Annotated in this window: 28 protein-coding genes; 4 read left to right on the top strand and 24 right to left on the bottom strand. The window is 73.1% G+C overall.

The features are described from left to right. Positions 1-16: 16 nt before the first annotated feature. Positions 17-1,543, top strand: a complete 1,527-nt coding sequence (locus tag ACF07N_RS25235) for a substrate-binding domain-containing protein (RefSeq protein ID WP_392116878.1) — start codon at positions 17-19, stop codon at positions 1,541-1,543. A gap of 45 nt (positions 1,544-1,588) precedes the next feature. Here ACF07N_RS25235 and ACF07N_RS25240 read toward each other — a convergent pair whose 3' ends face one another. The 11 genes from ACF07N_RS25240 to ACF07N_RS25290 all read right to left on the bottom strand — a co-directional run bounded on the left by ACF07N_RS25240 (position 1,589) and on the right by ACF07N_RS25290 (position 13,797). Continuing rightward, on the bottom strand, positions 1,589-2,287 hold the full coding sequence (locus ACF07N_RS25240) for a 2-phosphosulfolactate phosphatase (RefSeq protein ID WP_392116881.1): 699 nt from the start codon (positions 2,285-2,287) through the stop codon (positions 1,589-1,591). A gap of 39 nt (positions 2,288-2,326) precedes the next feature. Then, on the bottom strand, positions 2,327-3,121 hold the full coding sequence (locus ACF07N_RS25245; protein WP_392116884.1) for an endo alpha-1,4 polygalactosaminidase: 795 nt from the start codon (positions 3,119-3,121) through the stop codon (positions 2,327-2,329). Continuing rightward, on the bottom strand, positions 3,118-3,780 hold the full coding sequence (locus tag ACF07N_RS25250) for a spherulation-specific family 4 protein (RefSeq protein ID WP_383334783.1): 663 nt from the start codon (positions 3,778-3,780) through the stop codon (positions 3,118-3,120). The genes ACF07N_RS25245 and ACF07N_RS25250 overlap by 4 nt, the downstream gene beginning before the upstream one ends. Continuing rightward, the gene (locus tag ACF07N_RS25255) at positions 3,777-4,670 is read right to left on the bottom strand and encodes an NAD-dependent epimerase/dehydratase family protein (protein WP_392116887.1); all 894 of its coding nucleotides are present in this window, start codon (positions 4,668-4,670) and stop codon (positions 3,777-3,779) included. The genes ACF07N_RS25250 and ACF07N_RS25255 overlap by 4 nt, the downstream gene beginning before the upstream one ends. Positions 4,671-4,677: 7 nt before the next feature. Then, entirely contained in the window at positions 4,678-5,391 is a 714-nt protein-coding gene (locus ACF07N_RS25260; protein WP_383334787.1) for an NDP-sugar synthase, read from the bottom strand. A 33-nt stretch (positions 5,392-5,424) separates the two neighbouring features. After that, a complete protein-coding gene (locus ACF07N_RS25265; protein WP_392116890.1) occupies positions 5,425-6,426 on the bottom strand; it encodes a GDP-mannose 4,6-dehydratase in 1,002 nt (333 codons plus the stop codon). A 44-nt stretch (positions 6,427-6,470) separates the two neighbouring features. Further along, positions 6,471-7,883, bottom strand: coding sequence for a hypothetical protein (locus tag ACF07N_RS25270; protein ID WP_392116893.1), 1,413 nt, complete (start codon positions 7,881-7,883; stop codon positions 6,471-6,473). Further along, complete coding sequence (pelF, locus tag ACF07N_RS25275) at positions 7,880-9,400, bottom strand: GT4 family glycosyltransferase PelF (RefSeq protein ID WP_392116896.1); 1,521 nt, start codon at positions 9,398-9,400, stop codon at positions 7,880-7,882. Before pelF ends, ACF07N_RS25270 begins: the two co-directional genes overlap by 4 nt. Before the next feature lie 102 nt (positions 9,401-9,502). Beyond that, complete coding sequence (locus tag ACF07N_RS25280; protein ID WP_392116899.1) at positions 9,503-11,632, bottom strand: hypothetical protein; 2,130 nt, start codon at positions 11,630-11,632, stop codon at positions 9,503-9,505. A 405-nt stretch (positions 11,633-12,037) separates the two neighbouring features. Then, a complete protein-coding gene (locus tag ACF07N_RS25285; protein WP_392116902.1) occupies positions 12,038-12,565 on the bottom strand; it encodes a hypothetical protein in 528 nt (175 codons plus the stop codon). An 866-nt stretch (positions 12,566-13,431) separates the two neighbouring features. Then, positions 13,432-13,797, bottom strand: a complete 366-nt coding sequence (locus tag ACF07N_RS25290; protein ID WP_383588037.1) for an STAS domain-containing protein — start codon at positions 13,795-13,797, stop codon at positions 13,432-13,434. Between the two features lie 174 nt (positions 13,798-13,971). On the opposite strand from ACF07N_RS25290, the gene ACF07N_RS25295 reads away from it, so the two are divergent. From ACF07N_RS25295 to ACF07N_RS25305, 3 genes are all read left to right on the top strand, one after another. Then, on the top strand, positions 13,972-14,454 hold the full coding sequence (locus ACF07N_RS25295) for an ATP-binding protein (RefSeq protein ID WP_392116905.1): 483 nt from the start codon (positions 13,972-13,974) through the stop codon (positions 14,452-14,454). 93 nt (positions 14,455-14,547) lie between these two features. After that, positions 14,548-14,703, top strand: coding sequence for a DUF6131 family protein (locus tag ACF07N_RS25300; protein WP_383334803.1), 156 nt, complete (start codon positions 14,548-14,550; stop codon positions 14,701-14,703). A gap of 183 nt (positions 14,704-14,886) precedes the next feature. After that, positions 14,887-15,138 (top strand): hypothetical protein, encoded by a 252-nt coding sequence (locus tag ACF07N_RS25305; protein ID WP_392116908.1) that lies wholly within the window; start codon positions 14,887-14,889, stop codon positions 15,136-15,138. 151 nt (positions 15,139-15,289) lie between these two features. Here ACF07N_RS25305 and ACF07N_RS25310 read toward each other — a convergent pair whose 3' ends face one another. The 13 genes from ACF07N_RS25310 to ACF07N_RS25370 form a co-directional block, all read right to left on the bottom strand. Further along, complete coding sequence (locus ACF07N_RS25310; RefSeq protein WP_392116911.1) at positions 15,290-15,886, bottom strand: hypothetical protein; 597 nt, start codon at positions 15,884-15,886, stop codon at positions 15,290-15,292. 119 nt (positions 15,887-16,005) lie between these two features. After that, on the bottom strand, positions 16,006-16,380 hold the full coding sequence (locus tag ACF07N_RS25315; protein ID WP_392116914.1) for a hypothetical protein: 375 nt from the start codon (positions 16,378-16,380) through the stop codon (positions 16,006-16,008). Between the two features lie 85 nt (positions 16,381-16,465). Continuing rightward, entirely contained in the window at positions 16,466-17,977 is a 1,512-nt protein-coding gene (locus tag ACF07N_RS25320) for a ParB N-terminal domain-containing protein (protein ID WP_392116917.1), read from the bottom strand. Between the two features lie 145 nt (positions 17,978-18,122). Then, entirely contained in the window at positions 18,123-18,611 is a 489-nt protein-coding gene (locus tag ACF07N_RS25325) for a hypothetical protein (protein ID WP_392116919.1), read from the bottom strand. 126 nt (positions 18,612-18,737) lie between these two features. Then, positions 18,738-19,427, bottom strand: coding sequence for a hypothetical protein (locus ACF07N_RS25330; RefSeq protein WP_392116922.1), 690 nt, complete (start codon positions 19,425-19,427; stop codon positions 18,738-18,740). 62 nt (positions 19,428-19,489) lie between these two features. Continuing rightward, positions 19,490-19,729 (bottom strand): hypothetical protein, encoded by a 240-nt coding sequence (locus ACF07N_RS25335; RefSeq protein ID WP_392116925.1) that lies wholly within the window; start codon positions 19,727-19,729, stop codon positions 19,490-19,492. A gap of 58 nt (positions 19,730-19,787) precedes the next feature. Next, positions 19,788-20,132, bottom strand: a complete 345-nt coding sequence (locus tag ACF07N_RS25340; RefSeq protein ID WP_392116928.1) for a hypothetical protein — start codon at positions 20,130-20,132, stop codon at positions 19,788-19,790. 153 nt (positions 20,133-20,285) lie between these two features. Further along, positions 20,286-20,891 carry a hypothetical protein gene (locus ACF07N_RS25345; RefSeq protein ID WP_392116931.1) on the bottom strand — a complete coding sequence of 202 codons (606 nt, stop codon included), beginning with the start codon at positions 20,889-20,891 and terminating at the stop codon, positions 20,286-20,288. 21 nt (positions 20,892-20,912) lie between these two features. Further along, positions 20,913-21,107, bottom strand: a complete 195-nt coding sequence (locus tag ACF07N_RS25350; protein ID WP_392116934.1) for a hypothetical protein — start codon at positions 21,105-21,107, stop codon at positions 20,913-20,915. Between the two features lie 16 nt (positions 21,108-21,123). After that, entirely contained in the window at positions 21,124-21,483 is a 360-nt protein-coding gene (locus tag ACF07N_RS25355; protein WP_392116937.1) for a hypothetical protein, read from the bottom strand. An 86-nt stretch (positions 21,484-21,569) separates the two neighbouring features. After that, positions 21,570-22,637, bottom strand: coding sequence for a hypothetical protein (locus ACF07N_RS25360; RefSeq protein ID WP_392116940.1), 1,068 nt, complete (start codon positions 22,635-22,637; stop codon positions 21,570-21,572). Between the two features lie 148 nt (positions 22,638-22,785). Continuing rightward, positions 22,786-23,199, bottom strand: a complete 414-nt coding sequence (locus ACF07N_RS25365; protein WP_392116943.1) for an SsgA family sporulation/cell division regulator — start codon at positions 23,197-23,199, stop codon at positions 22,786-22,788. Between the two features lie 47 nt (positions 23,200-23,246). Beyond that, on the bottom strand, positions 23,247-23,735 hold the full coding sequence (locus tag ACF07N_RS25370; RefSeq protein ID WP_392116946.1) for a hypothetical protein: 489 nt from the start codon (positions 23,733-23,735) through the stop codon (positions 23,247-23,249). Positions 23,736-23,945 lie beyond the last annotated feature (210 nt).

Genomic DNA, 23,945 nt, shown 5'->3' on the forward strand with positions numbered 1-23,945 from the left:
TGGCGGGGGACCACCAGTGGAGTGGCTGAACACCGAGAACGTCATCGCCGTCGGCACGTCCGTCCTCGGTCTCCTCGTGCCCGTCGCGATGTTCCTCTACGACCGCCGGGTGCCACGCCGCAAGCTGATCGGCTACCGCGTGCAGATGGACAGCCCCATAGGCGACGGGTCGTCCAACCCCCGCCTCGGTGACTTCGACGTGCCCAACATGGCCGACGCGTCGCTCGTCCTGCTGCGCATCGAGAACGACGGTTCGCAGAGCGTCGCCGACAACGACTACACCTCCTCCGAAGTGCACGGCCTGACCGCCGAGTTCACCGGCCGCACGGTCCAGGCCGTCGCGGTCACCCAGCCGTCCGGCATCGAGCACCTGAACAGTCACTTCACGAGCGCCAACGGCTTCGAGCACGTCGGCGGCACGGTGACCATCCCACGCGTCCCGCTCAACCCGGGCGACCACTTCAAGCTGCTGGTGCTGCTCTCCGGCGGTCCGGCCGAGGGCGAGGTCAAGCTGATCGGCGGCCTCAGGGACGGCCGGGTCCACCGCAACAGCGCGCCCAAGCCGGACGAGAAGCAGCGCACGTTCAGCCTCCCCGCCCGGCTGCTCAGCGGCGCCCTGGCCCTCGCCGTGCTCGCCCTCGCCGGGATCATCGTGCTGCGGGACGGCAACCCGATCGGGTGCGAGCAGGGCGAGCTGACCCTGACGGGCTCGACCGCCTTCGAGCCCGTCGTCCGGACGATCGCCGACCAGTACGAGAACAAGTGCGCCGGCGCCGACATCTCCGTCGAGGCGCGGGGCAGCGAGGACGGCGTGTCCGGGCTCGCGGAGCTGGGGGAGCGTTCGCCGGGCGCCGCCCGGTCCGTGATCGCCTTCTCGGACGGGCCGATGGGCGAGCGCTGGAACCTCACGGGCAGCGAGGTCGCGCTGTCGTTCTTCACCCTCGTCGTCCACCGGGGTGTCGACCTCGGTCCGCGCGGGCTGACCCCCCAGCAGGTACGGGACATCTACGCGGGCGAGTACCAGAGCTGGGGCGAGGTCGTCCCCGGCCGGAAGGAACTCGCGGGCCTGCCGATCGTCCTGGTCAGCCGCGGGGACGAGTCGGGGACGCGGCAGATCTTCCAGGACCGGGTGCTCAAGGGCTGGGAGCGGGCGCCGAGCACGTCCCTGGACTGCGTACCGCCCGCCCGGGCCGCCGCTGACACCGTCACGCGCTGCGAACTCGGCTCCACCCGGGCCGTGCTGGACAAGGTCGCCGAACAGCCCGGCGCCATCGGCTACAGCGAGGTCGGACTCGCCAGGGCGCGGGGCGGGAAGGTGCGCCCGGTGCCCCTGGACGGCGACTGGCCGCACGAGGAACGGATCGACCTCGGCGCCGGCCACTACCCGTACAAGGACATCGAGTACGCCTACACCTACGGCCCCGCTCCCGCCGGTTCCCTCGCCGCCGGTTTCCTGGCCTACCTCGACGAGTCGACGAGCCAGAACGCCATCCGCGGCAAGGGCCACCTGCCGTGCCTGCGCGAACCGCGGCAGTGCCGGTGACCGCACACGCGTCCCGCCGGCGGGCGGGCCTCCCGATCCCCCTCCCTACCCGCCGGCCGGGGCCGAGCCGGGCACCGTGACCGGACGGACCACCGTCAGCGGGCCCTCCCGGCCGATCGTCATCGCGAACGGGAACCTGTCGGTCTCCAGGCAGAGAGCGACGTCGTCCGGGTGGCTCCCCGCGCGCAGGGCGCCGGCGAGCTCCGCCGCCGCCCGGGACGTCCGCGCGCGATGGACGTAGGGGGCCGCCTCGACGTCGGTCCCGGCCACGAGGTGGCCGATGTACTCGGCGCAGGCCAGGTCCTCTTCCGCCCGGCCGTCCTCGCCGGTGACGACGAACGTCACCGGCCCGCACCCCCGCGCCCGGAGCAACCGCGCGGTCGGCCCGGCCACCACGAAACTCGCGCACAGGGCGAGCGGCGCCCCGGCGACGGCCAGCGCGCCGACGGTCCCCGCCGTCGTCTTCTGCACCAGCGTGCGCCCCGTGAAGTCACGTGACCGGAGCAGGGCGGGCGAGTTGACCGCGTCGAAGCCCGCAGCCGGAGCCCCGTCCTTCAGCGCCAGCCGGCCCGGACCGCTCTCCTTCAGGGCGAGTGCCTCCTCCACCGTCGAGGCCAGGACGATGCGCTCGGCGCCACGCGAGAAGGCCCAGGCCGCCACGGTGAAGGCGCGCATCACGTCGATGACGACCGCGACACGCGGAACGGCGGTCAACTCCGGTATGCCGACGAACTGATGCTCCATCACACCAGTCTCCGGCACGGGGAGGCGACCGTCACCGCCTCAGCACGGGCTTCGCCACACCCCGAGTTCCGGCTTCTTCCGCATCGACGACAGACCCAGCCGGCGGGAGTCGGCGCAGAAACCGCTCCGCGGCTCCGCGTACTCCACGTGGAAGACCGCCTTGCCCGCCTCGATGAACGGGGACAGCGCGTCGCACTCGTCGTACTGGGCGCACTCCTCGTTGACCGCGAAGTCGAAGTGGGACACCAGCTGGGGGATCTGGGGAAGGTCGTTCTTCAGGCCGACCGAGAGCCCCCGCTCGTGGGCGATCGCCGCGATCGTGCGGTTGTACGCGAGCTGGTCGCGTGCGGTGAGCGGGAAGCCGGTGTCGTTGCCGTATCCCTCCACCAGATCCGGCTCCACCGCGTCGAAGCCCTTGTCGCGGCACATGTCGAAGCGGCGCTCCATGATCGGCCGCAGCACGTCCAGCCGGCGAATGTCCAGCCACCGTTCGCCCTTCCACCCGTTGGGCTCGCCGAGCACCGAGCGCGGGAAGGCGTCCCGGTCCGGCCGGAAGTCCTCCCACGCGCCCACGTTGACGTAGCAGATGACCTTCCGGCCCGCGCGGTGCAGCCGGGCCACGTCCGCCGCGGAGTTCTCGAAGCCGTCGATGTCGTAGACCGGCACGTCGGCCGAGGGGTCGACCCTGCCGTCGAGTTGCCACTGCCAGGCGAGACCCGGACGGGGCGTCCAGCGCGGCCCGGCCGGGCCGGGGCCGCCGCCCGAACAGCTCGTCAGCGCCACGGCCGCCGGCACGGTCAGCCAGACCACGCGGCGCAGAAGACTCCTGATCACCGCTCCGCCCCGGTGAGGGCCGGTGTCAACCGCGCCCAGGGATTGGGCGGTTCGCCCGTGACCGGGCCGCACACCGCCGCACCGCGCTCGTGCGCGGTGCGCACGGCCAGGGGAACGAGCGCGCCGGGCACGCCGTAGACGAGGTGGCACAGCCGCCCGGGCGGGTGGCGCGCCGTCCACGCGGGGCGGCTGAAGGCGGAGACGTACGTCGACCAGTGACCCTCGAAGGTGACGGTCAGGTCGGCCAGCCTGGCGTACCCCGGCGCCGGATGCACCCCGGGGTTGAGGACGACCGTCCCGGCGCCCAGCCGGCGCACCGTCCGCACCAGCCGCCGGCAGGCCGCGAGCCCGTCCGCGGTCGCCGTCACCCGGTCGAGGAAGCAGCCGTCGGCGGCGTACCACTCCCGGTGACGGCGCACGTCCTCCGCGATGCCCGCCGGGTCGCGGACCCCGTAGTCGGTGTCGACGTACCCCAGCAGCCGCGCCCCCGCCGCCCGCAGCGCACCGGCGGCGGCGGTGAACGCCGGATCGGGCGCCTCGCCCGGGCCGCTCGCCGGGTTGAGGACCACACCGTAGGTGCGGGCCGCGGCGGTGATCAGCCGGTGCCAGGCGCCCGGGTCCTCGGCCGGATGGACGTACAGCGGAATCAGCAGGCTCACGGTGTGCGCCCGCCTTCCCACAGTGCGCCCAGCGCGTCGTCGAGCGTGCGAGCCGGGCGCCAGCCCAGCGCCTCCTCGGCGGCGGTGATGTCGGAACACTGCCAGGACACCGGCGCCGAACGGACCGAACCCCCGGTGTTCTCCTCGATCCGGCCGCGGAACCCGGCCCGTTCGCACAGCTCCCGCACCAGGTCGCGCACCGGGACGGCCCGGCCCCCGCCGATGTTGAGGACCGGCGGCAGCGGGCCGGGGGCCGTCGCCGCGAGGACCGCCGCCCGCGCCACGTCACGCGCGTCGACGAAGTCCCGGTGGGCGGACAGGTCGCCGAGCCGCAGCACCGCCTCCGGGTCCTGGCCGGCCTCACGCAGCAGCACGGCGATCCGCCCGGGCAGACCGGTGGACGGCGCTCCGGCGCCCACCGGATTGCCCACCCGCAGCACCACCGCGTCCAGGCCGGACGAGGTCACCGCGACCGTGCCCGCGAGCTTGGTCGCACCGTACGGGCCGACCGGGCGGGTGGGCGCCGACTCCGTCACCGGGACGCCCGGGACACCGGGACCGTACTCGGCGGCCGACCCCAGATGCACCAGGCGGGCCGACGGCGCCGCCTCGCGCAGCGCGGCGCACAGGACGGCGGGGCCGCGGGCGTTGACCTCGGCGAGGGTGACGGCGTCACCCCCGGTGGCGCCCGCGCAGTTGATCACGGTGTCGGGCGCGGCCGCCGCGAGGGCCTTCGCCAGCTGCTCCGGGCGGACACCGGCGAGGTCGACGTCGAGGTCGGCGTCCGGCGACCGGCCGCCGCCGAGCACCAGCGCGCCCGGCAGGGCGCGCAGCCGTCCGGCGACATGAGCCCCGAGATAGCCGGTGTGGCCCAGGACGAGGATGCGCATGGTGTGCTCAGGCTCCCTTGAGCAGCAGCGACTTGCGGGTGGTGAACTCGGCGTTCGCCTGGTCGTAGTCGTCCGGGCGGCCGATGTCCAGCCAGTAGCCGTCGAACTCGTAGGCGTGCGGCTGGTTCCGCGCTCTCAGCAGGTCCAGCACCAACTCGTCGAATCCCAGCGGCAGTCCGGGCGTGTAACCCTCCAGCGTGGCGCGGGACAGGCCGTAGACACCCATCGAGACGCGGTAGTCCATGCTCGGCTTCTCGGTGAACGCCACGACCCTGCTGGCGTCGGTGGTCAGCACCCCGAAGTCGATGTGCACCTTGCGGGCGTACGTGGCGATGGTCAGCGGCGCGCCGGAGTCCCGGTGCCGCCGCAGGACGTCGGCGTAGTCGAGGTCGGTCAGGACGTCGCCGTTCATCACCAGGAACGTCTCGGGCAGCCGGTCGCGCAGGGCCAGCAGCGGGCCCATGGTGCCCAGCGGGCTCTCCTCGGTGGCGTAGTCGACGGCCAGGCCCCACTGGGAGCCGTCGCCCACATAGGCGCGGATGATCTCGCCCAGGTGGCCGATCGCGAGGGTGCAGCTGGTGAAGCCGGCCGCGGAGAGCTGGCGCAGCACGATCTCCAGGATCGCGTGCTGGTCGCCGATGGGGACGAGCGGCTTCGGCAGCGCCGTGGTGTACGGCCGCAGCCGGACGCCCTTGCCTCCCGCGAGGATCACTGCGTGCATGGGGCTCCTCCTTCGTGACGGGGTCCGCCGGGGTCAGATGTTGTAGATGCCGGTCTTGTAGCGGGCGAGGTTGGCCGGCTCGCGGAAGAACGCCACGGTCTGGGCGAGGCCCTCCTCCAGGGAGTGCGCGGGCCGCCAGCCGGTGGCGGCGGCGAGCCGGCTCGCGTCGGCCACGAGGCGCATGACCTCCGAGTTGGCGGGGCGGATGCGCGCCTCGTCCTCGCGCACGTCCAGCGGCGTGTCCATCACCTTGCCGATCAGCGCGACCAGGTCGCCGACCGAGATCTCCCCGCCCGTACCGGCGTTGAAGGTGCGGCCCACGACCCGTTCGGCGGGCGCGGTGCCGACGGCGAGGAAGGCCTGGGCGGTGTCCTTGACGAAGGTGAAGTCCCGGGTGGGTCGCAGGTCCCCGAGGGTGATGGTGCGTTCCCCCGCCGCGACCTGCCCGATGACGGTGGGGATGACCGCCCGCATCGACTGACGCGGCCCGAAGGTGTTGAAGGGCCGCAGCGTGACGACCGGGGTGTCGAAGCTGGCGTGGTAGCTGTCGGCCAGCCGGTCCCCGCCCGCCTTCGAAGCGGCGTACGGGGACTGCGTGTTGATCGGGTGGTCCTCGGTGATGGGCACGGTCCGGGCGGTGCCGTACGTCTCGCTGGTCGAGGTGTGCACCAGCCGGGGCGTGCCGAGGGCGCGCACCGCCTCCAGCACGTTGAGGGTGCCGGTGACGTTGGTGTCCACGTAGCTGTGCGGGGCCTGGTAGGAGTACGGGATCGCGATGAGGGCCGCCAGGTGGTAGGCGGTGCCGGCGCCTTCGAGGAGACCACGGACGGAGCCGGGGTCCCGGACGTCGCCCAGGACGATCTCCACCTGGTCCAGCACGTCCGGGTGCAGGGTCTCCAGCCAGCCGTAGGACGAGAAGGAGTTGTACTGGGCCATGGCGCGCACGCGGTGCCCGGAGGCGACCAGGGCCTCGGTGAGATGCGAGCCGATGAAGCCCTCGGCTCCGGTGACGGCGGCGAGCGGTGCGGAGGTCAACTGCGGTGTCCTTCCATGAGGTCGGGCGGTCGGTGGGTGCGGGGTCAGGCGTGCGGGGCGGGCCGGCCGAGCAGCCGCAGCGCGCACGCCGTCAGACACAGGGCGGCGGCGCCGCAGACGAGCGGCAGGGCCGGGGCGGTGCCCGGCGGCAGCCGGAACAGGACGACGGCTCCGGCCCCGCCGGCCGCCGTCAGGCAGATCAGGGCCGACGGCCACGCCGCCCCGAACGCCTGGAGCAGCAGCGCGGTCCACAGCACGGCCGCGAGCGGCAGCAGGGCGGCCGGGTCGGCGCCCGTGAGCAGGGCCGCGGGCAGCAGCGGGGCGAGATAGGCCAGCAGACACAGGCCGAGGACGCCGGCCGAGCGCAGCAGGAAGCCGGCCGGTGTGGCGGTGGCGCGCAGCGCGGCGACCGACAGCCCGCGGTAGCGGTACAGCAGCCACTCCGCCGGCCCCATGCTGAGGGTCAGCACCATCACCGCGTACGGCTCCTCGCGCCCCTCCAGCAGCACCAGCACCCCGGCGGCCAGCCCGAACAGGCCGTACGGCAGGGACCCCAGCAGGCGCGGCCGGGTCGCGCCGGCCACGGCCGGGACGGCGAGGGCGCCGCGCAGGACCCGGCCGGTGACGGTGAGCGTGGCGGCCAGCGCCAGCAGGGGCAGAGTGATCCGCAGCGCGGGGCCGGGCTCCCACCACGGCAGCACGGCGGCCCCCGCGAGCGGGCTGAGCGCGGCCAGCAGCAGCCGCTCCCGGCCCAGCACCAGCAGGACGCCGGCGGCCGCCAGGTACACGGACTGCGCGGCCGCGGCCGGCGTCACCGCTCCGCCGCCGGTGAGCGCGGCGACCGCCGTGGCCAGAGCCGCCCCCGCGGGCGCGCCCGCCAGGAGCGTCCGGCCCGCCTCCCGGCGTCCGGTCGCCAGTTGCAGGTGGGCGCGGTGGCCGAGCGCCTGCCCCCACGCCCAGGAGACGAGTCCGGCCACGATCAACGCGGGGGCGTACCCGGTGGCGTCCCCCAGCGGCGCGAGGAGCAGGTAGGCGAGCCCCGGCAGGGCGAACAGCACCCCGCGCAGCAGGCAGCGCACGGTGTCGGGGCGCCACGGGTCGGCCGCCGGAGCGGGTTCGGGGAACGTGCGCGGCACGCGTTCGTACAGCGCGGAGGCGAGAGAGAACAGGTTCGGGTGTCCGTACCGCTGGTGGATCACGGAGGCGGACAGGCCCTCCGCCTCCAGCAGGGCGGCCACCTCGTAGGGGTGGACGGCGGGGCCGATGCGGTCGGCGAGTTCGGCGGCCAGTTCGCTGACGGCCTCCTCGTCGGGGCCGCGCCGGGGGAGCCGGATGGCGAGTGTGGCCTCGTCGAGGGCCCAGCGCGGGCGGCGGCGCGGCGGGCGGGTGCCGGCCAGGCGGATGGCCAGCGTGTCCTGTTCGGAGCCTGCGGGTTCGAGGGACATCGGCCCGCTCACAGCGCGAGGCTTCCGGCGCCGTCGGCGGCCGGGGCGGCCACCGTGACCCGCGGGGGCGCGACCGCAGGCTCCCGCTGCGGTCCGGCCAGTTCCCGGTAGACCGAGCGGAAGGTGTCGACGGTCTGCCGGAGCGTGAACTGCTCGATGACCCGCAGCCGGGCCGCCTCGCCCATCGCCCGGCGCCGCCCGGGGTCGTCCAGCAGTTCCAGGGCGGCCGCGGCCATCGCCCGCGGATCGCGCGGAGGCACCACGAGCCCGGTGTCGCCGACGGCCTCGCGCACCCCGCCCACGTCGGTGGAGACGGTCGCCCGTCCGCAGGACATCGCCTCGATCAGCGTGAACGGGAAGCCCTCGCTGATGCTGGAGAGCATCACGACGCTGCCGGCGGCGTAGGCGTCCTTGATGTCGTCGACGCGCCCCTCGAAGGTGACGGCGTCCGCGTGCCCGAGTTCGGCGGCCAGGGCCTCACAGCGCTCCCGGTAGGCCTCTCCGCCGCGCGGTGTCCCGCCGAACAGCCGCAGCCGCGCCTGCGGGATCCGGGCCCGGACGAGGGCGAAGGCGCGGATGAGGGTCTCCAGGTCCTTGATGGGGTCGACGCGGCCCGCCCAGCTGAGCGTGGGCGTGTCCGGTTCGGGCCCGGCCGCCGGGAAGGCGGCGGGATCGACGCCGTTGTAGACCGTGCGGATCGACTCCGGGTCGGCGCCGCCCTCCTCCTCCCAGAGCCGGTTGTAGCGGTTGCCCGGGGTGATCAGGGCCGCCCGGCGGTAGCTCTCCCGCGCGAGCAGCCGGAAGAACCCGAGGATCACGGCCTTCACCGGCCAGCGGTAGGGCGCGGTGCGGTAGCCGAGGTAGCGCTCGCGCAGGTAGACGCCGTGCTCGGTCAGCAGCAGGGGCACCCCGTGGTCCTGGAGGGCGGCGAGTCCCGGCAGGACGGCGACGCCGCCGCTGACCGCGTGCGCGACCCCGCTGTCGGGCGGCTGCGCGGCCAGCGGGCGCAGGGCGTGCTCCAGCAGGGCGGTGGCGGTCAGCGCGTCGTGCAGGGTCGGCCGCGCCTCGCGGACGGCGAGACCGGGTCGGTTCCACAGCGCCGTCAGGATGCCGATGGCCCGGTCCCCGCGCAGGAAGGCACTCAGGGCGCCGTCCCGGGCCGCACCGGCCAGCGCGTACAGGGCGGGCGCGAAGCCGTCCTCGGCGCGTGGGTCGAGCAGGGCCGCGACGAACCGCTCGTAGGCGGCGGCGAGCCGGTTGCGGGCCCGGCCGCGGGGCGGGCGGCCCTCGGGCGGGGCGCCCCACATGGGCACGGACCGCACGCTCGTGACGTGTGCGGGCAGGTCCCATACGACCGGCTCGCGTCCGGTGCCGGTGACGGCGACGACGTCGAAGGACAGGTCCGGCATGCCCTGGACGAGCTGGTCGCACCAGACGCTGACACCGCCGTGACTGTGCGGGTAGGTGCCTTCGGTGAGCAGGGTGACGCGCGTCGTCGCGGTGCGTCGCGCGCCGTGGGGAACGGGCATCGTTGTGCTCCACGGCTGAGGTGTGGGGTGGTTCGGGCCGGTCCCGGCCGCCGCGGGGCGGCCGGGACGTCCGGTCGGGCGGGGCGCGCAGGCGCCGTCCGCTCAGCCGTCCGTGGAGTGGCCCACCGGATCGGTGACGCCCGCGGGGACCCGGGTGCGGGGCGCGGGGCCGGTGGCGGAAGCGGGCCCGGCGGTGCCGCCGGCGGCGGGAGCCGTGGCGGACGCGGGCAGCGTGAGGGTGAGCGGCGTGCCCGTGGAGGGCGTCCACCCGGACACGGCTCCCGCGTACGCCTCGCCGTACGCGGCGCCGGCCAGGGTGGTGCCGGTGGGCAGGGTCGCGGTGACCGCCAGCCCGTCCGGCGCCTCGACGGTCACCGTGCCGCCGACGCGGTAGGCGGTGACCTGCCCGGCGCGGAGCGCGTCCTGCCACTCGGCCCGGCGCTCGAGCTCGGCGCCGATGTCCTTCATCCGCGGGTTCACCAGAGGCGTGTTCGCGGCGAACAGCGCCGCGTAGCCGTCCAGGACGCCGTCGAGCACCGGGTACGCGATGCGGTCCTCGGCCAGGTTCGACTGGTGGATGAAGTGCGGCTTGGGGTCGTTGGCCAGGACGTGCCCGAGCGCGATGCGCGTCTCCACCGGCACGATGTGGGCGGCGTAGCCGGTGGCGGTGTCCAGGGGCGCGGGCAGGCAGGTGGTGGTGTCCGGGTGGTCCTCGCAGATGCCGCTGCCTCCCTGGGCGCGGCTGGTGTAGATCCAGTTGTACTCGTCGACCTGCTCGGCCGCCCGCCCGGCGTTGTAGAAGACGTTCACCGGGTAGCGGGGGACGGTCGTGGCCGGGCCGACCCGGCGCTGGCCGGGCTCACGGGAGTTGTCGGAGCCGAGCCAGGCGATGTCGTTGTCGGCGAGGGCGAGCGCCAGGTTGGGGTTGTCCTCGGGCTGCTGCGGCAGCACCTTCATGCCGGAGTGCTCGCCGGTGACCAACTCGCCGTCGTCCAGCGGCAGTCCGGCGCCGCGGCCCCAGACCCGGTTGGTGGCGATCTCGTCGGATATCGCGTCGCGGCTCATCCACCGGGTGCTGCCGTCGGCGTTCACGGCGCACTTCCAGGGCACCACGGTGGTGTCCTGCACGCAGCCCAGGAAGGGGTGCGAGTAGGTGTGGTTGATCCACCGGAACTCGCCGCGCCGGGCGATCAGCCGGTCGGCGAGCGGGTCGGCGCCGCCGTTGTCCTGCCGGTGGTCGACGCTGCCGGCGCCGTTGTAGGCGAAGTCGAGGGTGAAGTCCTTGTCGTTCTGCCAGCCGACGGCGTGGTCGACGTCGGCCGGCGTCATCCGGATCGGGTCGGGCGTGGCGTTCGGGTCCGTGCAGTCGACGTCGCCCGGCGTGCAGTCGAGCGCGCTGTTCCACCGGTCGTCGGCCGCGAAGACGTCGTCCACGTGGACGGAGAAGTAGTTCCGGGAGGCGCCCAGGTGCACGCCGCCGGTCATCCATTCCACGATGCCGCGGGCCAGGAGCCGGAACTGCTGCTGGTACCGGTTGTAGACGAAGGTGACGACCAGCTCGCGCCGCCCGTCGTGCCGGTACTCGCCCACCAGCGTGCCCTTGGCGGACCGCCCGGGGATCGCCGCCTCGACGTACGGGGTGAAGTCCGCTCCCGCCACGGGCTGGGACAGGTAGGCGTAACTCTCGCCGATCGCCGGGTCGTTGTCCTCGAAGGGCACCGGCCCGTCGAGGTACCCGAAGGGCCCCGCCCTGCCCGCGGCGGTCACCTCCGCCCGCCCGCCGTCGACGCTGCCGGAGTAGCCGCCGTGGACCGGGTACTGCAGGCCGGCTTCGGGGCGCGCGTAGGTGTAGGCGTCGACCTGGGGGATGCCGTAGGTGCGCTCGTACGCCGCGAGGGCCGCCATCTCGGCCGAACCGGCCGGGAAGGGGTTGTCGTTGGGCAGCACCACGGCCTGGAACCTGGCGCGCGGCCGGCCGTCGACGGTGTCCGCGAGGAAGCCGGCGTCGATCACGGTCCGGCCGGACTGCGTGAGGTCGATCCGGGTGTACGGCGTGCCGGCCGCGGCCAGTTCGGCGGCGATCGCGTCGGTGGGCGGGCCGCCGTCGCTCACCACCAGCACCCGGAGGTCGACGCGAGGTGTGGGGTCGGCCTGTGCCGGGCCGGCCGGCAGGCCCAGTGCGGCGATGAGCGCGCCCACCGTGAGCACGGTGGTGCGTAAGGTCCGCTTCATGCGGTGAAGTCCCCTCCCGGGCAGGGATGAGCACGGCTCCCGTGGAGCGGACGCACCCCCTTGCGTGCCGCCGGCGTCCCCCTCAGAAGCCGGTTCGTCACGCATCCGTTCGCGTCACATAGTGATGTCTGTGTGGAGATTTCGCGGTCATGTTGCGCAACATGACGAAAAAGCGCAGGTGTCGAACCGGGTGCTTCCGGAAGCGAGATGCCCCGTTCCCGGTCGCCGGCCAGAGCCGGTTGCGATGCCTGCGCGGGATCCCGGCGCTGGTCCGGGCCCTGTGCGGCGCACCGGCGGGCCCCCGGGGCCCGCCGGTCGTCATGCCAGTGGTCCAGACCGGACCGGATGTCCGGGCGCAGCGTCTTTCAGGTCACGGCCACCGTGCCGCCGGGCCGCCGGGCGGCGTCACGCGCACAGCACGCGGGTCACGGGGGTGTAGACCGGGCCGCCACTGACGTTCGTGGAGTCGCTGAACTCGGCGTAGAAGTAGGAGTAGAAGCCGATGTTGCCGTTGCAGCCGGAGTCCGCGGCGATGTCCAGCTGCAGGGTGACCGTACGGCTCTGGCCGGGCGGGATCGTGGCGCCGTAGTTGGCGCCGAGGTTGGCCGGGCCGGTCCCGGTACAGGGCGTGGCGCCGTTCGCGGTGGCCAGACTGCACCCGGAGAAGCCGTACTTGAGGTCGGGGCGCTGTGTGGTGAGCCAGGTCGGCTCGATCGTCTGGTACACGAACCAGACGTCGTGCGTGTGGTGGTTGGTGAGGGTCATCGACAGGCTGACCGTGCCGCCCGGTGTGGTCGTGGCGCTGTCGGTGGCGAAGCTCAGCTCGGCCCGGGCCGGGTCGGCCGCGCTCGCGCCCGGGGCCAGGCCGAACACGGCGAGGAAGAGGGCGAGGACGGCACCGAGGCCGAGGCGTCTCATCAGGGGTGATCGCATGGCCGGGAGGCTAGGCACCGGGCACCCGGGGCGTCTGCCCCGGGACGCGGGCCCCGCCGGCACCTCGGCTGGAAGTGCTCCTCACGTGAAGGTGACGTAATGGATACGTGGAGGTGCGGCGGGGGCGCGTCGGCCCAGGCGGGCCGGGTGGGCCGGGGCGGTCACGCGGGGCGGGTGCCGCCGGCCGTTCGGGCCGGGTGCGCGGACGACATTGGCGTGGATCGGATCAGGCGGGCGCCGGCGCTGCCCGTGAGCGCACGGGGATTCTCGGCCGTCCGCCGCGTTCCGGTCGCGGGGACCTTCGGCTGCGCGGCGGCGCGCGCGGGCGTGAGCACGCCGGACGGGCGCGCCGGCGGCGATCGCGTGCGGGGGAGTCATGGCCGGAGCCGGGCCACGGGTGGAGGCGAGTCCTCGCCCGCCGCCGGCAGGGCGAACCGGACGTCACTCGCTGACTCGACGAGCGAGGCGGTCCCGGTGATCGCACCGAGCCCGCTCGTGCCGCCCGGGCCCGTGCAGCGGGACGGCTGCTCCATGACGTTCCGGCGGTTCGCCGAGGAGGACCGGGACAGGGAACCCGGCTACGAGGCGAACGCGGAGAGCGTCGCCGACCTGCACGCGGCGCGGCGGAGCCCGTCCGGGTTCCGCCGCGGATCCGCAGTTCGTCACGGACAGCCTGGAACGGCCCGACGGGTACCCCCTGATCGACGGGACCGCACTCGGCCACGTCCGCCACGGGTGGCAGGTCCCCGCACCCCTCCGACGGACTGCCTCGGGCCCGTCATCGACCAGTGGCGCAGGACATGACCCACTCCGGGTGCCGCCGGAGCCGGGGCGTTCGGGCGGTACGCCGCGCGGCCCAGGAGTGGTCAGGCGGTCAGGGCCTGCTCCGTGGTGGGGTGGCAGGGGATGAGCGTGTCGACGCCGACCAGCTGCAGCACCCGCAGCACGGACTGCTGCGCGCCGGCGATGCGCACCCACCCGTCCTCGCCGCTCACCTGCTGGTGAGCGGCCACGAAGACGTTGATGCCGCTGGAGTCCATGAAGGTCACACCGCTGAGGTCGGCGACGATCCGTGCCGGCCCCGTGCCGTCCTCACCCAGCAGGGCGCCCCTGAGGACGTCCTGGACGTCGTGGTCGATCTCACCCCGCAGGGTGACGACACGGACCCCCTCGACCACGCGATGGTCCGTAGAGAGCCGGCTCGGCCGGTCAGCTTGCTCGGTGTGGGCCACGGTCTCCTCGACTGCAATCTAGGCTTGCCCCCTCGGGGCAGGTCGCGCGGGTGATTCTGCCCCACGGACGGGGTCGGATGCACCCACGTGACCGATTAGCGCTCCATCCGTGCTGCATGCCACGACGGCAGAGGGGTACTGGCGCGCCCATGACGGGGAACGAGGACGAGGCCAATGGGATCTGATGCCGACGGTGACGACTGTACGGGTCCGGAGAAGCAGGTGATGCGCGCCGGGTACGCCCTGGGTGAGGATGATCACTGCATCGCGGACGCCCGCCATCACGCCGCCGCGTTCCTGGACCGGGCCGGCGGTGACCATCACCTGCCCGTCCCGGCCCGGGCGAGGGACCTCACCCAGCTGGTGGTCAGCGAGCTCGTCACCAACGCCCGCAAGTACGCGCCCGGCCCGGTCCTGATGGAACTGCGGCTCACCTCCCGGGCCGTGGAGATCGTCGTCTGGGACAGCGACCCCACGGTCCCCGCCGCGCGGACGGCCGACCCCGGCAGAATCGGCCAGCACGGCCTGGAGATCGTCAAGGCGGTCACCGAGGAACTCCTCATGGAGCAGGAGCCGGTCGGCAAACGCATCACGGCGCGGATCGCCCTGTCGGAGCCCAGCCGCAGCGGCGCCGCCGCCCGCACCACCTCAAGGTGACCGCCGCTCCGTAAATAGGTGCCCGCCGACACTTCCCCGGCGCCGAACCGGGGTACACAGTGAAGTCAACACCGTTCGGCATCGGAGGCGATCATGCTCCTCCTCGGCATCATCCTGCTGGTCATCGGTTTCGTCACCGGCGTGTCCATCCTGTGGACGATCGGGATCATCCTCGCGGTCATCGGCGCCATCCTGTGGATCATGGGCTCCATGGGACATGCCGTCGCCGGCCGCCGTCACTATTGGTGAACTGCTCCGTGATCCACGGCGGCGGGGGGGGGGCCGGGGGGGGGGGCGCCCCCCGGCCGCCCCCCCCCCCCCCCCGCGCCCACCCCCGGCGCCGCCCGGCGCCCCCCGCGGGCCGCGCGCCGCCCCCCCCGCCCCCCCGCAAAGGCAGATCGTGGTTGGCGCGGCCGGCCGTATGGTTCGGTCATGACCGACGATGCGACCGGCCCGCTGGACCTTGACTCTCATGTCGATATCAGCCTCTGGGCGCCCGATGTGGTGGTGCTCTTCCACTGGCTCATGGAGTTGGACTTCGACCGGCTGCCGGTCAACCACAAAGCGGAAAAGCAGGCGTTGACCGATCTGTTGGCACAGCTCGACGAGTGGGCGCTTGGAACGACGGAGAGCGACCTGGAACGGGCCCGGGAGATCGTCGCCCGGAACATGGGCTGGGAGTAGCAACAGCCACAGCCGCCGGGCCGTGGTCAGCCTTCTGCGGGACGTGCCGTGCTCGTCGACGAGGTCAGCTGAGCGGGTAGAGCACCAGGGCGGGCGCGGACGGCGTTGCCGGAGATGCGGTCCCGCAGGCCGTGCGGAGCTGACCAGGCGGTCAGGGGCGGGGTGTCGCCGGTGTGGGCGCGGCCGGTTCGGTTGTCGGGACGGGCCACTGCCAGGTGCCGTGGTGGAGGTCGGTCCAGCGGCGGGCGCCGTTCGGATTCCACGTCACCCGCACCGGGCCCCAGCCGCCGATCGGACAGGTGCGGCGGATCGCTGCATGGTGGCCGGGCAGGTGGTCACGGCGCAGGTTGCTGCCGTCCAGTTGCGGCGCCTGGCCGAGCTGGTCCAGGGCTTGAAGCACGTCGGCCAGCAGCGCCCACAGCTGGTCGGGGTCCTGAGGCAATTGGCGGATGCGGTCGTCGGAGGCGATGATCCGCCGGGCCGCCTCGTCACCGCGGCGGTACCACGCGCCCCCGCCGGGGGTGGTCCGCACGGCCGCACGCAGCTCTTTGGTGTCCGGCCTGGCGGGCTCGCCGGGCCGGGTGTGGATGCGGAACGTCTCGGCCACTGCCAGGTAGTAGGCCGCTTCGTGTGCCGGCTTCAGCGGGCCGTCGTCCGCCTCGCTGCTCGGCGGCTCGGGCACGGGCGCGCCCCTCATCTCGCGGGCGTAGGCCCGGGCGGCTGCAACGGTGCGCAAGGAGATGGCCATGGTCGCTCTCCGGCTTCTCATACGTCTGAGGGAAGGAACGGCCGCGCTCCGGCGGCTGTCGGGGCCGCCGGGCAGGACAGGGCCGTGGGCCCTGCCCTGCCCGGCGAGCGCGGGGACGGTCAGTCCTCGATCAGGTCCAGGCAGGAGACCGGGATGCCGCTGCCGGGCAGCCGGTAGCGCGTCGTCCCCTCCGGGATGCGGTAGCGGTTGTTGCGCGGGTCGGTGCGCAGCAGCCGGGTGGACTCCTCGTCCAGCAGGAAGCCCGCCCGGCTGCCGGTGCGGTTGCGCTCCTGAACCGTGCCGGTCAGGCGGCGCAGGAAGGCGGGGCGCAGCGAGTCGTTGATGCGGGCGCGGCGACCGGCCACGATGCCGCTGTAGGCGGCCTTGTCGATCTCGCCGAGCCGCCGGGCGGCGGCCTCCTGAACCTGCGCGACGGCGGCCGCATCCGGCAGCTGCCGGATGAAGGTGCGCACGTCGTCGATACCGATGGACATGGTGGTTCTTCCTCTCTGAGGGGAGGGGACGACCGGCCGGGCACCGGGCGTGCCCGGCCGGATTCTTCGGGCAGGTGAGGGAGCGTCAGGCGTCGACGCTGGCGTCGCTGTTGGCCTCGACGCTGGAGGCGCTGTCGGGGGTGGGCCGGTGGCTGGCCACGGCCTGCTGCTCGACCTCGGAGAGCTGGTAGCTGCCGTTGTCGGCCTTGCCCAGGGACTCCAGCAGGAGCAGGTAGCGGGCCTGCCAGGTGGCGAGGTGGGACCAGGTCTTGGGCTCGCGGATGCCGTACTCGCAGGCGGCGGCGACCTGCGCGAACAGGGCGTTGGCCAGGCGGGCCTTGGGAAGCTGCGCCGCCGTCTCGGCCAGGTCGGCCTTCTCGGGCTCCTTGATGCCCAGGAACCGCGCGAGGGTCTGCGACTCCTGCTTGTCGGTCCAGGAGCTGTAGTAGTAGGGCAGCGTGAGCAGCACTTCCTGCGCGAAGACGCGCGCGGCGTCCGGCAGGGTCTTCATGCGCACCAGCCGGGTGACGAAGTCCTGGCGCGGCCCGACAGCGGCCTTCCACGCCCGGTTGCAGGCGATGACCTTCCGGCGCTCCTCAGCCGCCTTCTCGTCCTGCTCGGTGCGCGGCTTCTTCGGCTTGGGGCGGACCTTGTGGCCGTACTGGGCCGGGTCGGAGCAGTGCCACACGGGCCGGTGCTCGTCGTCCAGCCGGGCACTGTGGCCGGGGCAGCCCTTGTGGTTGTCCTCGGTGAGCGGGTTGCCCAGACCGGTGGTGAGCTCCGACAGGGGATGGGAGGGGTCCTTCTGACCGTAGGACGGCCGCGTCAGCAGCGGGATGCCCGCCTCCTCCAGCTCCGCCAGCACCTTGGCACGCTTCGCGGCGTCGGCCTGCTCGGCCTTCAGCAGGGCCATTTCCTGATCCCAGTGACCGCGCCCGCCGCTGCCCTCCGCCTGGTCGCGCTCCAGCGCCCGCAGCAGCCGCCGCTCCGCGTTCGCCACGTCCTGGACCTCGGCCAGCTGAGCGGTCTGCTCCAGATCCATCCCACCGGCCGCCGCCCGCCGCAGCGCGGCGTCGTCCAGCTTCTGCGCCGCTTTCGCCTGCTTGGCCGCGTTCTTCCCGACCCCCAGCGCCTTGGCGGCCCTGCGCCGGTCGACCTCGTCCATGCCGATCAGCGCCAGTTCCTTCGCCTTGAGGGTGTCGCGCTCGCTCATGCCCTCGCGGTGGTCGTTCTCCACCAGGGACAGGAACCGCGTCCAGCCGTCGCGGCCCACCAGGTCCTCGCGCACGTACGCCTTCACGGGCCGCACGGGGCGGTTCTCCGCCTCGGCGGTGGCGTTGGCGGCCTGCTGGGCCTGCGCGCGCCGCCAGCCCTTGAACACGGCATAGGTGCCGTCGGGCTTGGGTCGGACGCTGATGGGCTCCTCGACGCCGATCTCCTTCACGGAAGCGATCAGCTTCTCGTCCGGCTCGGTGTCGTGCTCACGGGCGTTGCACTCGTCACGCACCAGCAGTGCGGCGTCCAGCCACACCACCTGCGTGGTGTTCTCCTCGGGAGGAGCGGGCGATTCGGTCGGGGTCGAGACGGCGGTAGCCATGAGGCTCTCCTTCTCCCTGCCGTAGTGGCGAATGAGCGCGGTCGGGAGGGATTCCCTCCCGACCTAAATCAAATACTAGGTCTTCTTGCTGTGAGGGCTAGATACCCATTGAGCTGCGGAAGCGTGGGTAATGAGGCGAGTGAGGTCAGGTCGAGGTCAGGCGGACGACCTGCCGGGTGGGCAGGTGGACGCGCAGGATGTCTTCGCTCCCCGGAGGGTCCAGTGCCGAGAGTCGGTTGAGTGCGGTGGTCAATTCCGGGTCGGCGAACATCTCCTCGGCCATTGACGCCTCGCCCACCGGTACGAAGGTGGCCGTGGTGGTGGCGTGCCGTAGGTCGGGGATGTTCTCACTGCTGGTGAGTGCTGCGATGAACGGACTCCACCTGACGCGCATGCCGTCTTCCGCCCTCTCGATGGGCGTGAAGTAGGCAGCCACCGCCGGACGGTCTCCCTCCTGCCCGGCCGCAAATACCGCGACTCGATCGACCACGACCTGACGCCATGCCTCCTCGGTGACTGCCAGAGCTTCGATGATCAGTGCATCCAGCTGCCTGGGTGGCAGGTGGCGGAGTGCGTCACGCATCGGCTGCTTGGTCGGTGCGGCCAGCAGTCCGGCCAATTCCAGAGGCTTCATGGGTGGCATCCCTCCTGATGTGAGGTGGTGGCGAGACACGCCGGACGGGCTTTCACTTCGCCCCAACTAAAATAATAGACCTTTTCTGTCTGGTGTGAACCCATCCCCTGAACTGCTCTTTTGCCGCTAGTCGTGGTCGCGGAGCGGCGGCAGGGTGAAGCGGCGCCGGGGGTCGAGTCGCGCGCACTGCTCGCAGTAGGCGGTGATGCGGTTGGCGGTGCAGGCGCCCCACTGGCACTCGAAGTTTTCGCGTGGCCCGCACAGCATGCATCGCCACAGGGTGATGCCGTGCAGCTCGCATGGTGCGTAGCGCTCGCGCGGGGGTAGGGCCTGCCGTGCGGGGCGGGGGCGTTCCAGGCGGCTCAGTTCGGCGGCCGGGAAGGACTCCTGCCCGTCGCGGATCCAGCGCGGCGACAGCTGCTCGAAGCGCTCGGGCGTGGTGTAGTACGGCTGCCCGGCCGGGCTGAACACCAGAGCCAGATGGCCGGCGCAGACGAGAGTCTCCAGCCGGCGGTAGCTGAACTCCCGCATCAGATCCAGCATCTCGTCTTGGCGCACGCTCCAGGCGTAGCCGTACCGGCGCAGGATGCGCCGCTCCGCGGCCGCGGGACCGCTCTGGGCGGCGTCGAGTGCCTCCACGGCCGCGATGGCGGCGGCGGGGTCGGCGGCCAGCTCGCGCGCCGCGGCCTCGGCGGCCTCGCGGGTGGTGTGGCTGCTGAGCGCGTACCCGTGGAGCTGGTCCACGACTTGGTGCGCTCCCGCGTGCTCGGCGGCGGCGTACCGGACGGGCGACTTGGGGCGGTGGTGCCGGGACATGGCGGACCTCCGTCGGTGCAGTCGAAGCAGGGGTAGTTGCCTGACTGGGGCGAGCGCCGCGCTCAGCGGGTGGGCAGCGGCCGGTGGGCGCAGAAGACGTAGTGACCGAGGTCGCGCAGCACGCCCGCGATGCGGTCTACGGCTGCGGGGCTCTGGTCGGTCCGACGGGTGTACGCCTCGATGTCGCCGTTCCAGGCGAACCCCTGGCCGGTGAGGAATTGCGTGGTGACGGGTGTGAGGTCACAGGGAGACTCAGGGGCGGCGACAAGCCCGTGAGCGGGGTCCGGTACGACCAGGAACACGGGTCTCCTTCGGGAACTGCGGGCCGCCCGCCTGGGGCGGCCCGATGGCGGTGGCCTGTCAGCGGGTGACGGTGACGGTGTAGTCAGCGTCGAGGACGGCGAGCGCGGCGCGGATCGCGGCACGGGTCTCCGGGCTGGGCACCGAGTACTGGAACTCCAGGGCGCGCACGGCGTCGTTCAGGTGCTCGTCCGGCATCGGCAGTCGGTAGCCGCTGCGGTAGAGGGCGACGGCGGTGGCAGTGGCGACCCGGCTGCGGTTGTAGGCGACGGCCTCCTCCGCGCTCACGGTGGTGCCGAACGCTTCGCGGGCGGTGGGCGGCAGGGCGGCGATCCCGGCGTCGAAGCGGCGGGTGGGGATGCGCAGACGGGCCGGTCGCAGGGCGCGGCGCACTGATCGCAGCATGGCAACTCCTGAGGAGGGAGGGCTGAAGCAGCAAGAGGGGAGGGCGGGTGCCGCCGTCGTGAGGGTGCGAGAGGGGGCCGAGGGCTTCCCCCTCTCGCATTTATAATAATAGTGCTTCGCTGGTTGGTGTGAACCCGCCCCTGACCTGCTGTTTTACTCCTGGGGCGCTCGGGTGAAGGCGGCGAGCATGGGGAGTACCGCGTCGGGTGGGCCGCCGGCCTCGACCTGGACTCGCTCCCCGGAGGGGCCGACCGTGACGGACAGACTGTCGACCGGGGCGGGGTGGTGCTGTCCGGTGGGCTCGGGCGTGTGCTGCCAGATGATTCGGCTGCGCCGGTGCTGCTCCTCGATGCGGGCGCCGGGGAGCGCGGTGGCGAGGGTCTCAGCGACGGCGCGGCGGGCGCGTGCTTCGGCGTGTTGGCGGGCGGTGAGTTCGGCGGCCTGCGCCAGTGCCTGGGCGTGCAGGGGGTACAGCCGCCGGGTGATCTCGCGTGCCACGTGGGCCGGGCTGATGGCCGTTACCTTGATGGACGGCGCCTGAACCTGGGTCTCGTCCGGCAGTCCGGCGTAGATCTGCAGCCGGTCGGGGCGCCGGGGGTCGTACTGGTAGAGGCGCAGGCCCCGGTTCTCGTCGTCAATGATGATCCGTCCCATCTTGTGCGGATAGCCGGGGCGGGTGCGGCAGTGCGTGCCCAGTTCGCGCGCCACCTGCTCGGCGAACGCGTCCATCTCGTTCTGCGTGGTCAACTGCTGCGCCATGGCGGCGGCTCCTCTACGTCCTCAGGCGGGTGGTCGACCCGCAGCGGGGCGGTGGGCGGGGGCGTTCCCCTCGCGGCGCTGGGCGTCGCGGCGGTAGTCGTCGGCGGTGTAGCCGGTGTCGCACCACGGCTTGCAGAGCTCGCCCGGTGCGGCGCCGCACGTTTCGCAGTGCTCGTCGAAGTCCTCGGGGCGCCACGGGCGCGGCTGGCCGGTCACGGCTTCACCTCTCGGTTCAGGAGGCGGTGGTCCACACCTGAAGGCCGGTGTGGGTGCGGGCGGTGATGCGTGGGGTTGCCGGCACGTCCCGGTAGTCGGACACGCGCACGTAGCCGCCGGGTTCGGTGTCCAGCCGGATGAAGTCGTGCTGCCACTCCCATGTGGCGAGCAGGTCGGCGGGAAGGGTGCTGAGGTCGTCGGCCTCCACCCGGGTTGCCCACGCGGTCAGTTCCTCGCCGTAGACCTGGCGCCACTGGCGCAGGATGAACAGCAGCTGGCCGAAGTCGTCGGCCAGGGCCAGCGCGCGGGCCTCGTCGGGAGCGGGGCACTCGGCGAACCGGGGGACGTCGGGGCGGGTACGTTCGCCCAGACTCATCAGCCAACCCATGATCAGAACCTCTCTCATCGATGCGTGCCGGGGATGCCGGGAGTGGCCCGGCGTGGGGCCACCCCCAGGGAAGGTCAGGGGCGGGTGAGGTCGCGGTGGATGCGCTCGCTGGTCTGGCGTGCCTCGCGGCGGGCCTGCTCGGCGGCGGCCTGAGGGCTGGTGGCGTAGACGACGTCGACGCTGCCGAAGGAGTCTTCGGCGTCGCACGCATGCCGGTCGTGGGCCTCGGCCCGGGCGGCAGGATCGTCCGGGGCCTCCTCCACGTGCCACACGTCGACCTCTCCGCAGCCCTTCCACTGACCGACCACGAAGTAGGCGCGCTCCGCCCCTTCGGGCGCGGCACCGTGCGGAGCCGGTCGGCGGCTGCGGGACTGGGCCTGAGCGGCGCGCAGCGAGTCGGCCTCGGCCTGAGCACGGCGGGCGTACTCGCGCTCGCGCACGGCCGCGGTGCGGCAGTACGGACCCCGCCACTGCTCCACGGCCACAGCGCGGGACAGCGACCCGGGGTAGTCACCCAGCACCAGCAGCAGTACCGGGTGCGGGCATGCGATGAACCAGCGCGCTGCGGTCCACCACGCGGCCACGGCGGCCCGACACGCGGGCATGGCGGCGCGGGCCTCACGCTCCAGACGGGCCGCCTCGGCCTGGTGGTGGGCGACCGACCACGTCAGGAAGCGCAGCAGGGCCGGAGTGTCCCGGCGCCGGGCGCCCTCGAGGATCACGAACAGGTCCTCGCGCTGGGCGACGTGCTCGGCGCAGCCGCGCAGGACGGCGGTGAGCGTCGCCTCGGTCTTCGGTGACGGCTCGTGCCCGGCGGCGGACTCCATCGGATACACCGTCACCTGCGGGTGGTCCAAGTCGTCGCGGTAGAGGGTCAGGCTGCCCCGGTGGCCCGTGCGGCTGCGGGCAAGCCGCGGCACGTCCTCGGCCGGGGCGGTGGCCCGGAATGAGTTCACCGGACCCAGACACGCACGCACGGCGGTGAACCGGTCCCAGTAGTGGGGGTCGTGAGTGCCGGTGACGTACACGCTGCCGCGCATCGCCCCGCCCAGCTCGAACACGACGGCGTCGTCCTGGACGGGACCGGCGGTGGCGTGCACGCGGCCGGCGGGCGTCTCTACGGTCAGGCTCGGACCGGTCATGGGCGCTGTCTCCTGTCGTTCCGGGGTTGGCTTCCTGGACGGCCCCGAGCAGAGCCGGGGCCCGGTGCAGAGAGGGCGGGGGCGCTGGCGTGCTGTTGCGCGGCCCGTGCCGTCACCCTGCGGCGACGGCACGGGCGGGCGTCTTGCCTCAGCTCTCCGCCAGAAGACGCGTGAGCTGCTCGTCGAGACACAGGTGGTCGCGTTCCGTACCGGGTGACACAACGGCGTCGGTGCGCTTCACGAAGGACTCCAGGGCCCTCACCGGGGCCTCCAGCAGGGCTTCACCCTCCGGTGTGCTCAGGGCGATGCACACGATGCCCAGACCGTGACTGCGCGACGGCCAGACGCGGACGTCCCCGGTGCCCGTGGGGCGGTGAAGTCCCTCGGCGAGGAGTTCGCGAGCGAACACCCACGTGACGGTCTCCTCGGCTCCGAGGTGGAAGGTGGCGTGCACGGCGTAAGGGTCGGCCGTGTCATATCGCAGACCGGTCCGGACAGGTAGGGAAGAGTCACCGGCCAGAATGAGCCGCAGGTGCAGTTCGCGGCTGACGGTGGTGTCCATGAGCGGCAGGGCCTTTCGCTCGGTGTGCGCTGGTGACGGCAGGCTTCTCAGCCGTGGTGGCTCTCCTCGCCGGTGTCGGTGATCTGGGGCAGGGGCGGGGCCGGGTAGACCTCGCGCTGGACGGCGTTGACGCCCGGGCAGGGGGTGACGGCGCGGCGGACGTCGTCCGTGTTCATGGGGTGCAGCCATCCGTCACGCACGGTCCAGCCGCACGCCCGGGGGCGCGGCTCGGCGGCCGTGGTGGCCACCAGGACGGCACGGCGCACCGTGCTGCCCTCCAGCGCGAACACCAACAGCGCACTGAGGGCGTAGAACTCGGCGTCGTCGACCACGGCCAGACGGGCCGGGTCGGTGTTCAGACTGAGGTCGGCGCGGCCCGTGACGAACGCGTTGTCGGTGCGCTCGACTGCGAAGTTGAGCGTGTGCATGCCGTCGCCGAGTGCCTCGAACACGGCGGCAAGGGCGGTCATCGCGCGGTCCGTGGCGGCCTCGATGGCCGCGTCGTCGGGACGGACAAGCTCCGGGCGGGCAGACATGGCGTGTCACTCCTGAAGGGTGATGGGCCGGGGCGCAACAACGGCTTCTCTCTCCCCGCGCAGCGGGTGGCCCCGGGGCTGCGCCCCGGGGCAGTGGGGGCGGCTCGCTGCGCTCGCCGGGGGTGGGGTCCCCTGCGCTGCGCTTCGGGGACCGGCGGGCGGGCTGCTGCGCAGCCGCCTGGTGCGGCAGGGAGGGGGCGGGCGCGCTGC

It is taken from the genome of Streptomyces sp. NPDC015242, from assembly GCF_043079125.1.
GTDB lineage: Bacteria > Actinomycetota > Actinomycetes > Streptomycetales > Streptomycetaceae > Streptomyces.

Coding starts and splice junctions, on each gene's coding strand:
- ACF07N_RS25240 (WP_392116881.1), bottom strand. CDS start 2,287: ATGGAGCATCAGTTCGTCGGCATACCGGAGTTGACCGCCGTTCCGCGT.
- ACF07N_RS25255 (WP_392116887.1), bottom strand. CDS start 4,670: ATGCGCATCCTCGTCCTGGGCCACACCGGCTATCTCGGGGCTCATGTC.
- ACF07N_RS25260 (WP_383334787.1), bottom strand. CDS start 5,391: ATGCACGCAGTGATCCTCGCGGGAGGCAAGGGCGTCCGGCTGCGGCCG.
- pelF (WP_392116896.1), bottom strand. CDS start 9,400: ATGCCCGTTCCCCACGGCGCGCGACGCACCGCGACGACGCGCGTCACC.
- ACF07N_RS25280 (WP_392116899.1), bottom strand. CDS start 11,632: ATGAAGCGGACCTTACGCACCACCGTGCTCACGGTGGGCGCGCTCATC.
- ACF07N_RS25285 (WP_392116902.1), bottom strand. CDS start 12,565: ATGCGATCACCCCTGATGAGACGCCTCGGCCTCGGTGCCGTCCTCGCC.
- ACF07N_RS25295 (WP_392116905.1), top strand. CDS start 13,972: ATGGGATCTGATGCCGACGGTGACGACTGTACGGGTCCGGAGAAGCAG.
- ACF07N_RS25300 (WP_383334803.1), top strand. CDS start 14,548: ATGCTCCTCCTCGGCATCATCCTGCTGGTCATCGGTTTCGTCACCGGC.
- ACF07N_RS25305 (WP_392116908.1), top strand. CDS start 14,887: ATGACCGACGATGCGACCGGCCCGCTGGACCTTGACTCTCATGTCGAT.
- ACF07N_RS25310 (WP_392116911.1), bottom strand. CDS start 15,886: ATGGCCATCTCCTTGCGCACCGTTGCAGCCGCCCGGGCCTACGCCCGC.
- ACF07N_RS25315 (WP_392116914.1), bottom strand. CDS start 16,380: ATGTCCATCGGTATCGACGACGTGCGCACCTTCATCCGGCAGCTGCCG.
- ACF07N_RS25320 (WP_392116917.1), bottom strand. CDS start 17,977: ATGGCTACCGCCGTCTCGACCCCGACCGAATCGCCCGCTCCTCCCGAG.
- ACF07N_RS25325 (WP_392116919.1), bottom strand. CDS start 18,611: ATGAAGCCTCTGGAATTGGCCGGACTGCTGGCCGCACCGACCAAGCAG.
- ACF07N_RS25330 (WP_392116922.1), bottom strand. CDS start 19,427: ATGTCCCGGCACCACCGCCCCAAGTCGCCCGTCCGGTACGCCGCCGCC.
- ACF07N_RS25340 (WP_392116928.1), bottom strand. CDS start 20,132: ATGCTGCGATCAGTGCGCCGCGCCCTGCGACCGGCCCGTCTGCGCATC.
- ACF07N_RS25345 (WP_392116931.1), bottom strand. CDS start 20,891: ATGGCGCAGCAGTTGACCACGCAGAACGAGATGGACGCGTTCGCCGAG.
- ACF07N_RS25355 (WP_392116937.1), bottom strand. CDS start 21,483: ATGAGTCTGGGCGAACGTACCCGCCCCGACGTCCCCCGGTTCGCCGAG.
- ACF07N_RS25360 (WP_392116940.1), bottom strand. CDS start 22,637: ATGACCGGTCCGAGCCTGACCGTAGAGACGCCCGCCGGCCGCGTGCAC.
- ACF07N_RS25365 (WP_392116943.1), bottom strand. CDS start 23,199: ATGGACACCACCGTCAGCCGCGAACTGCACCTGCGGCTCATTCTGGCC.
- ACF07N_RS25370 (WP_392116946.1), bottom strand. CDS start 23,735: ATGTCTGCCCGCCCGGAGCTTGTCCGTCCCGACGACGCGGCCATCGAG.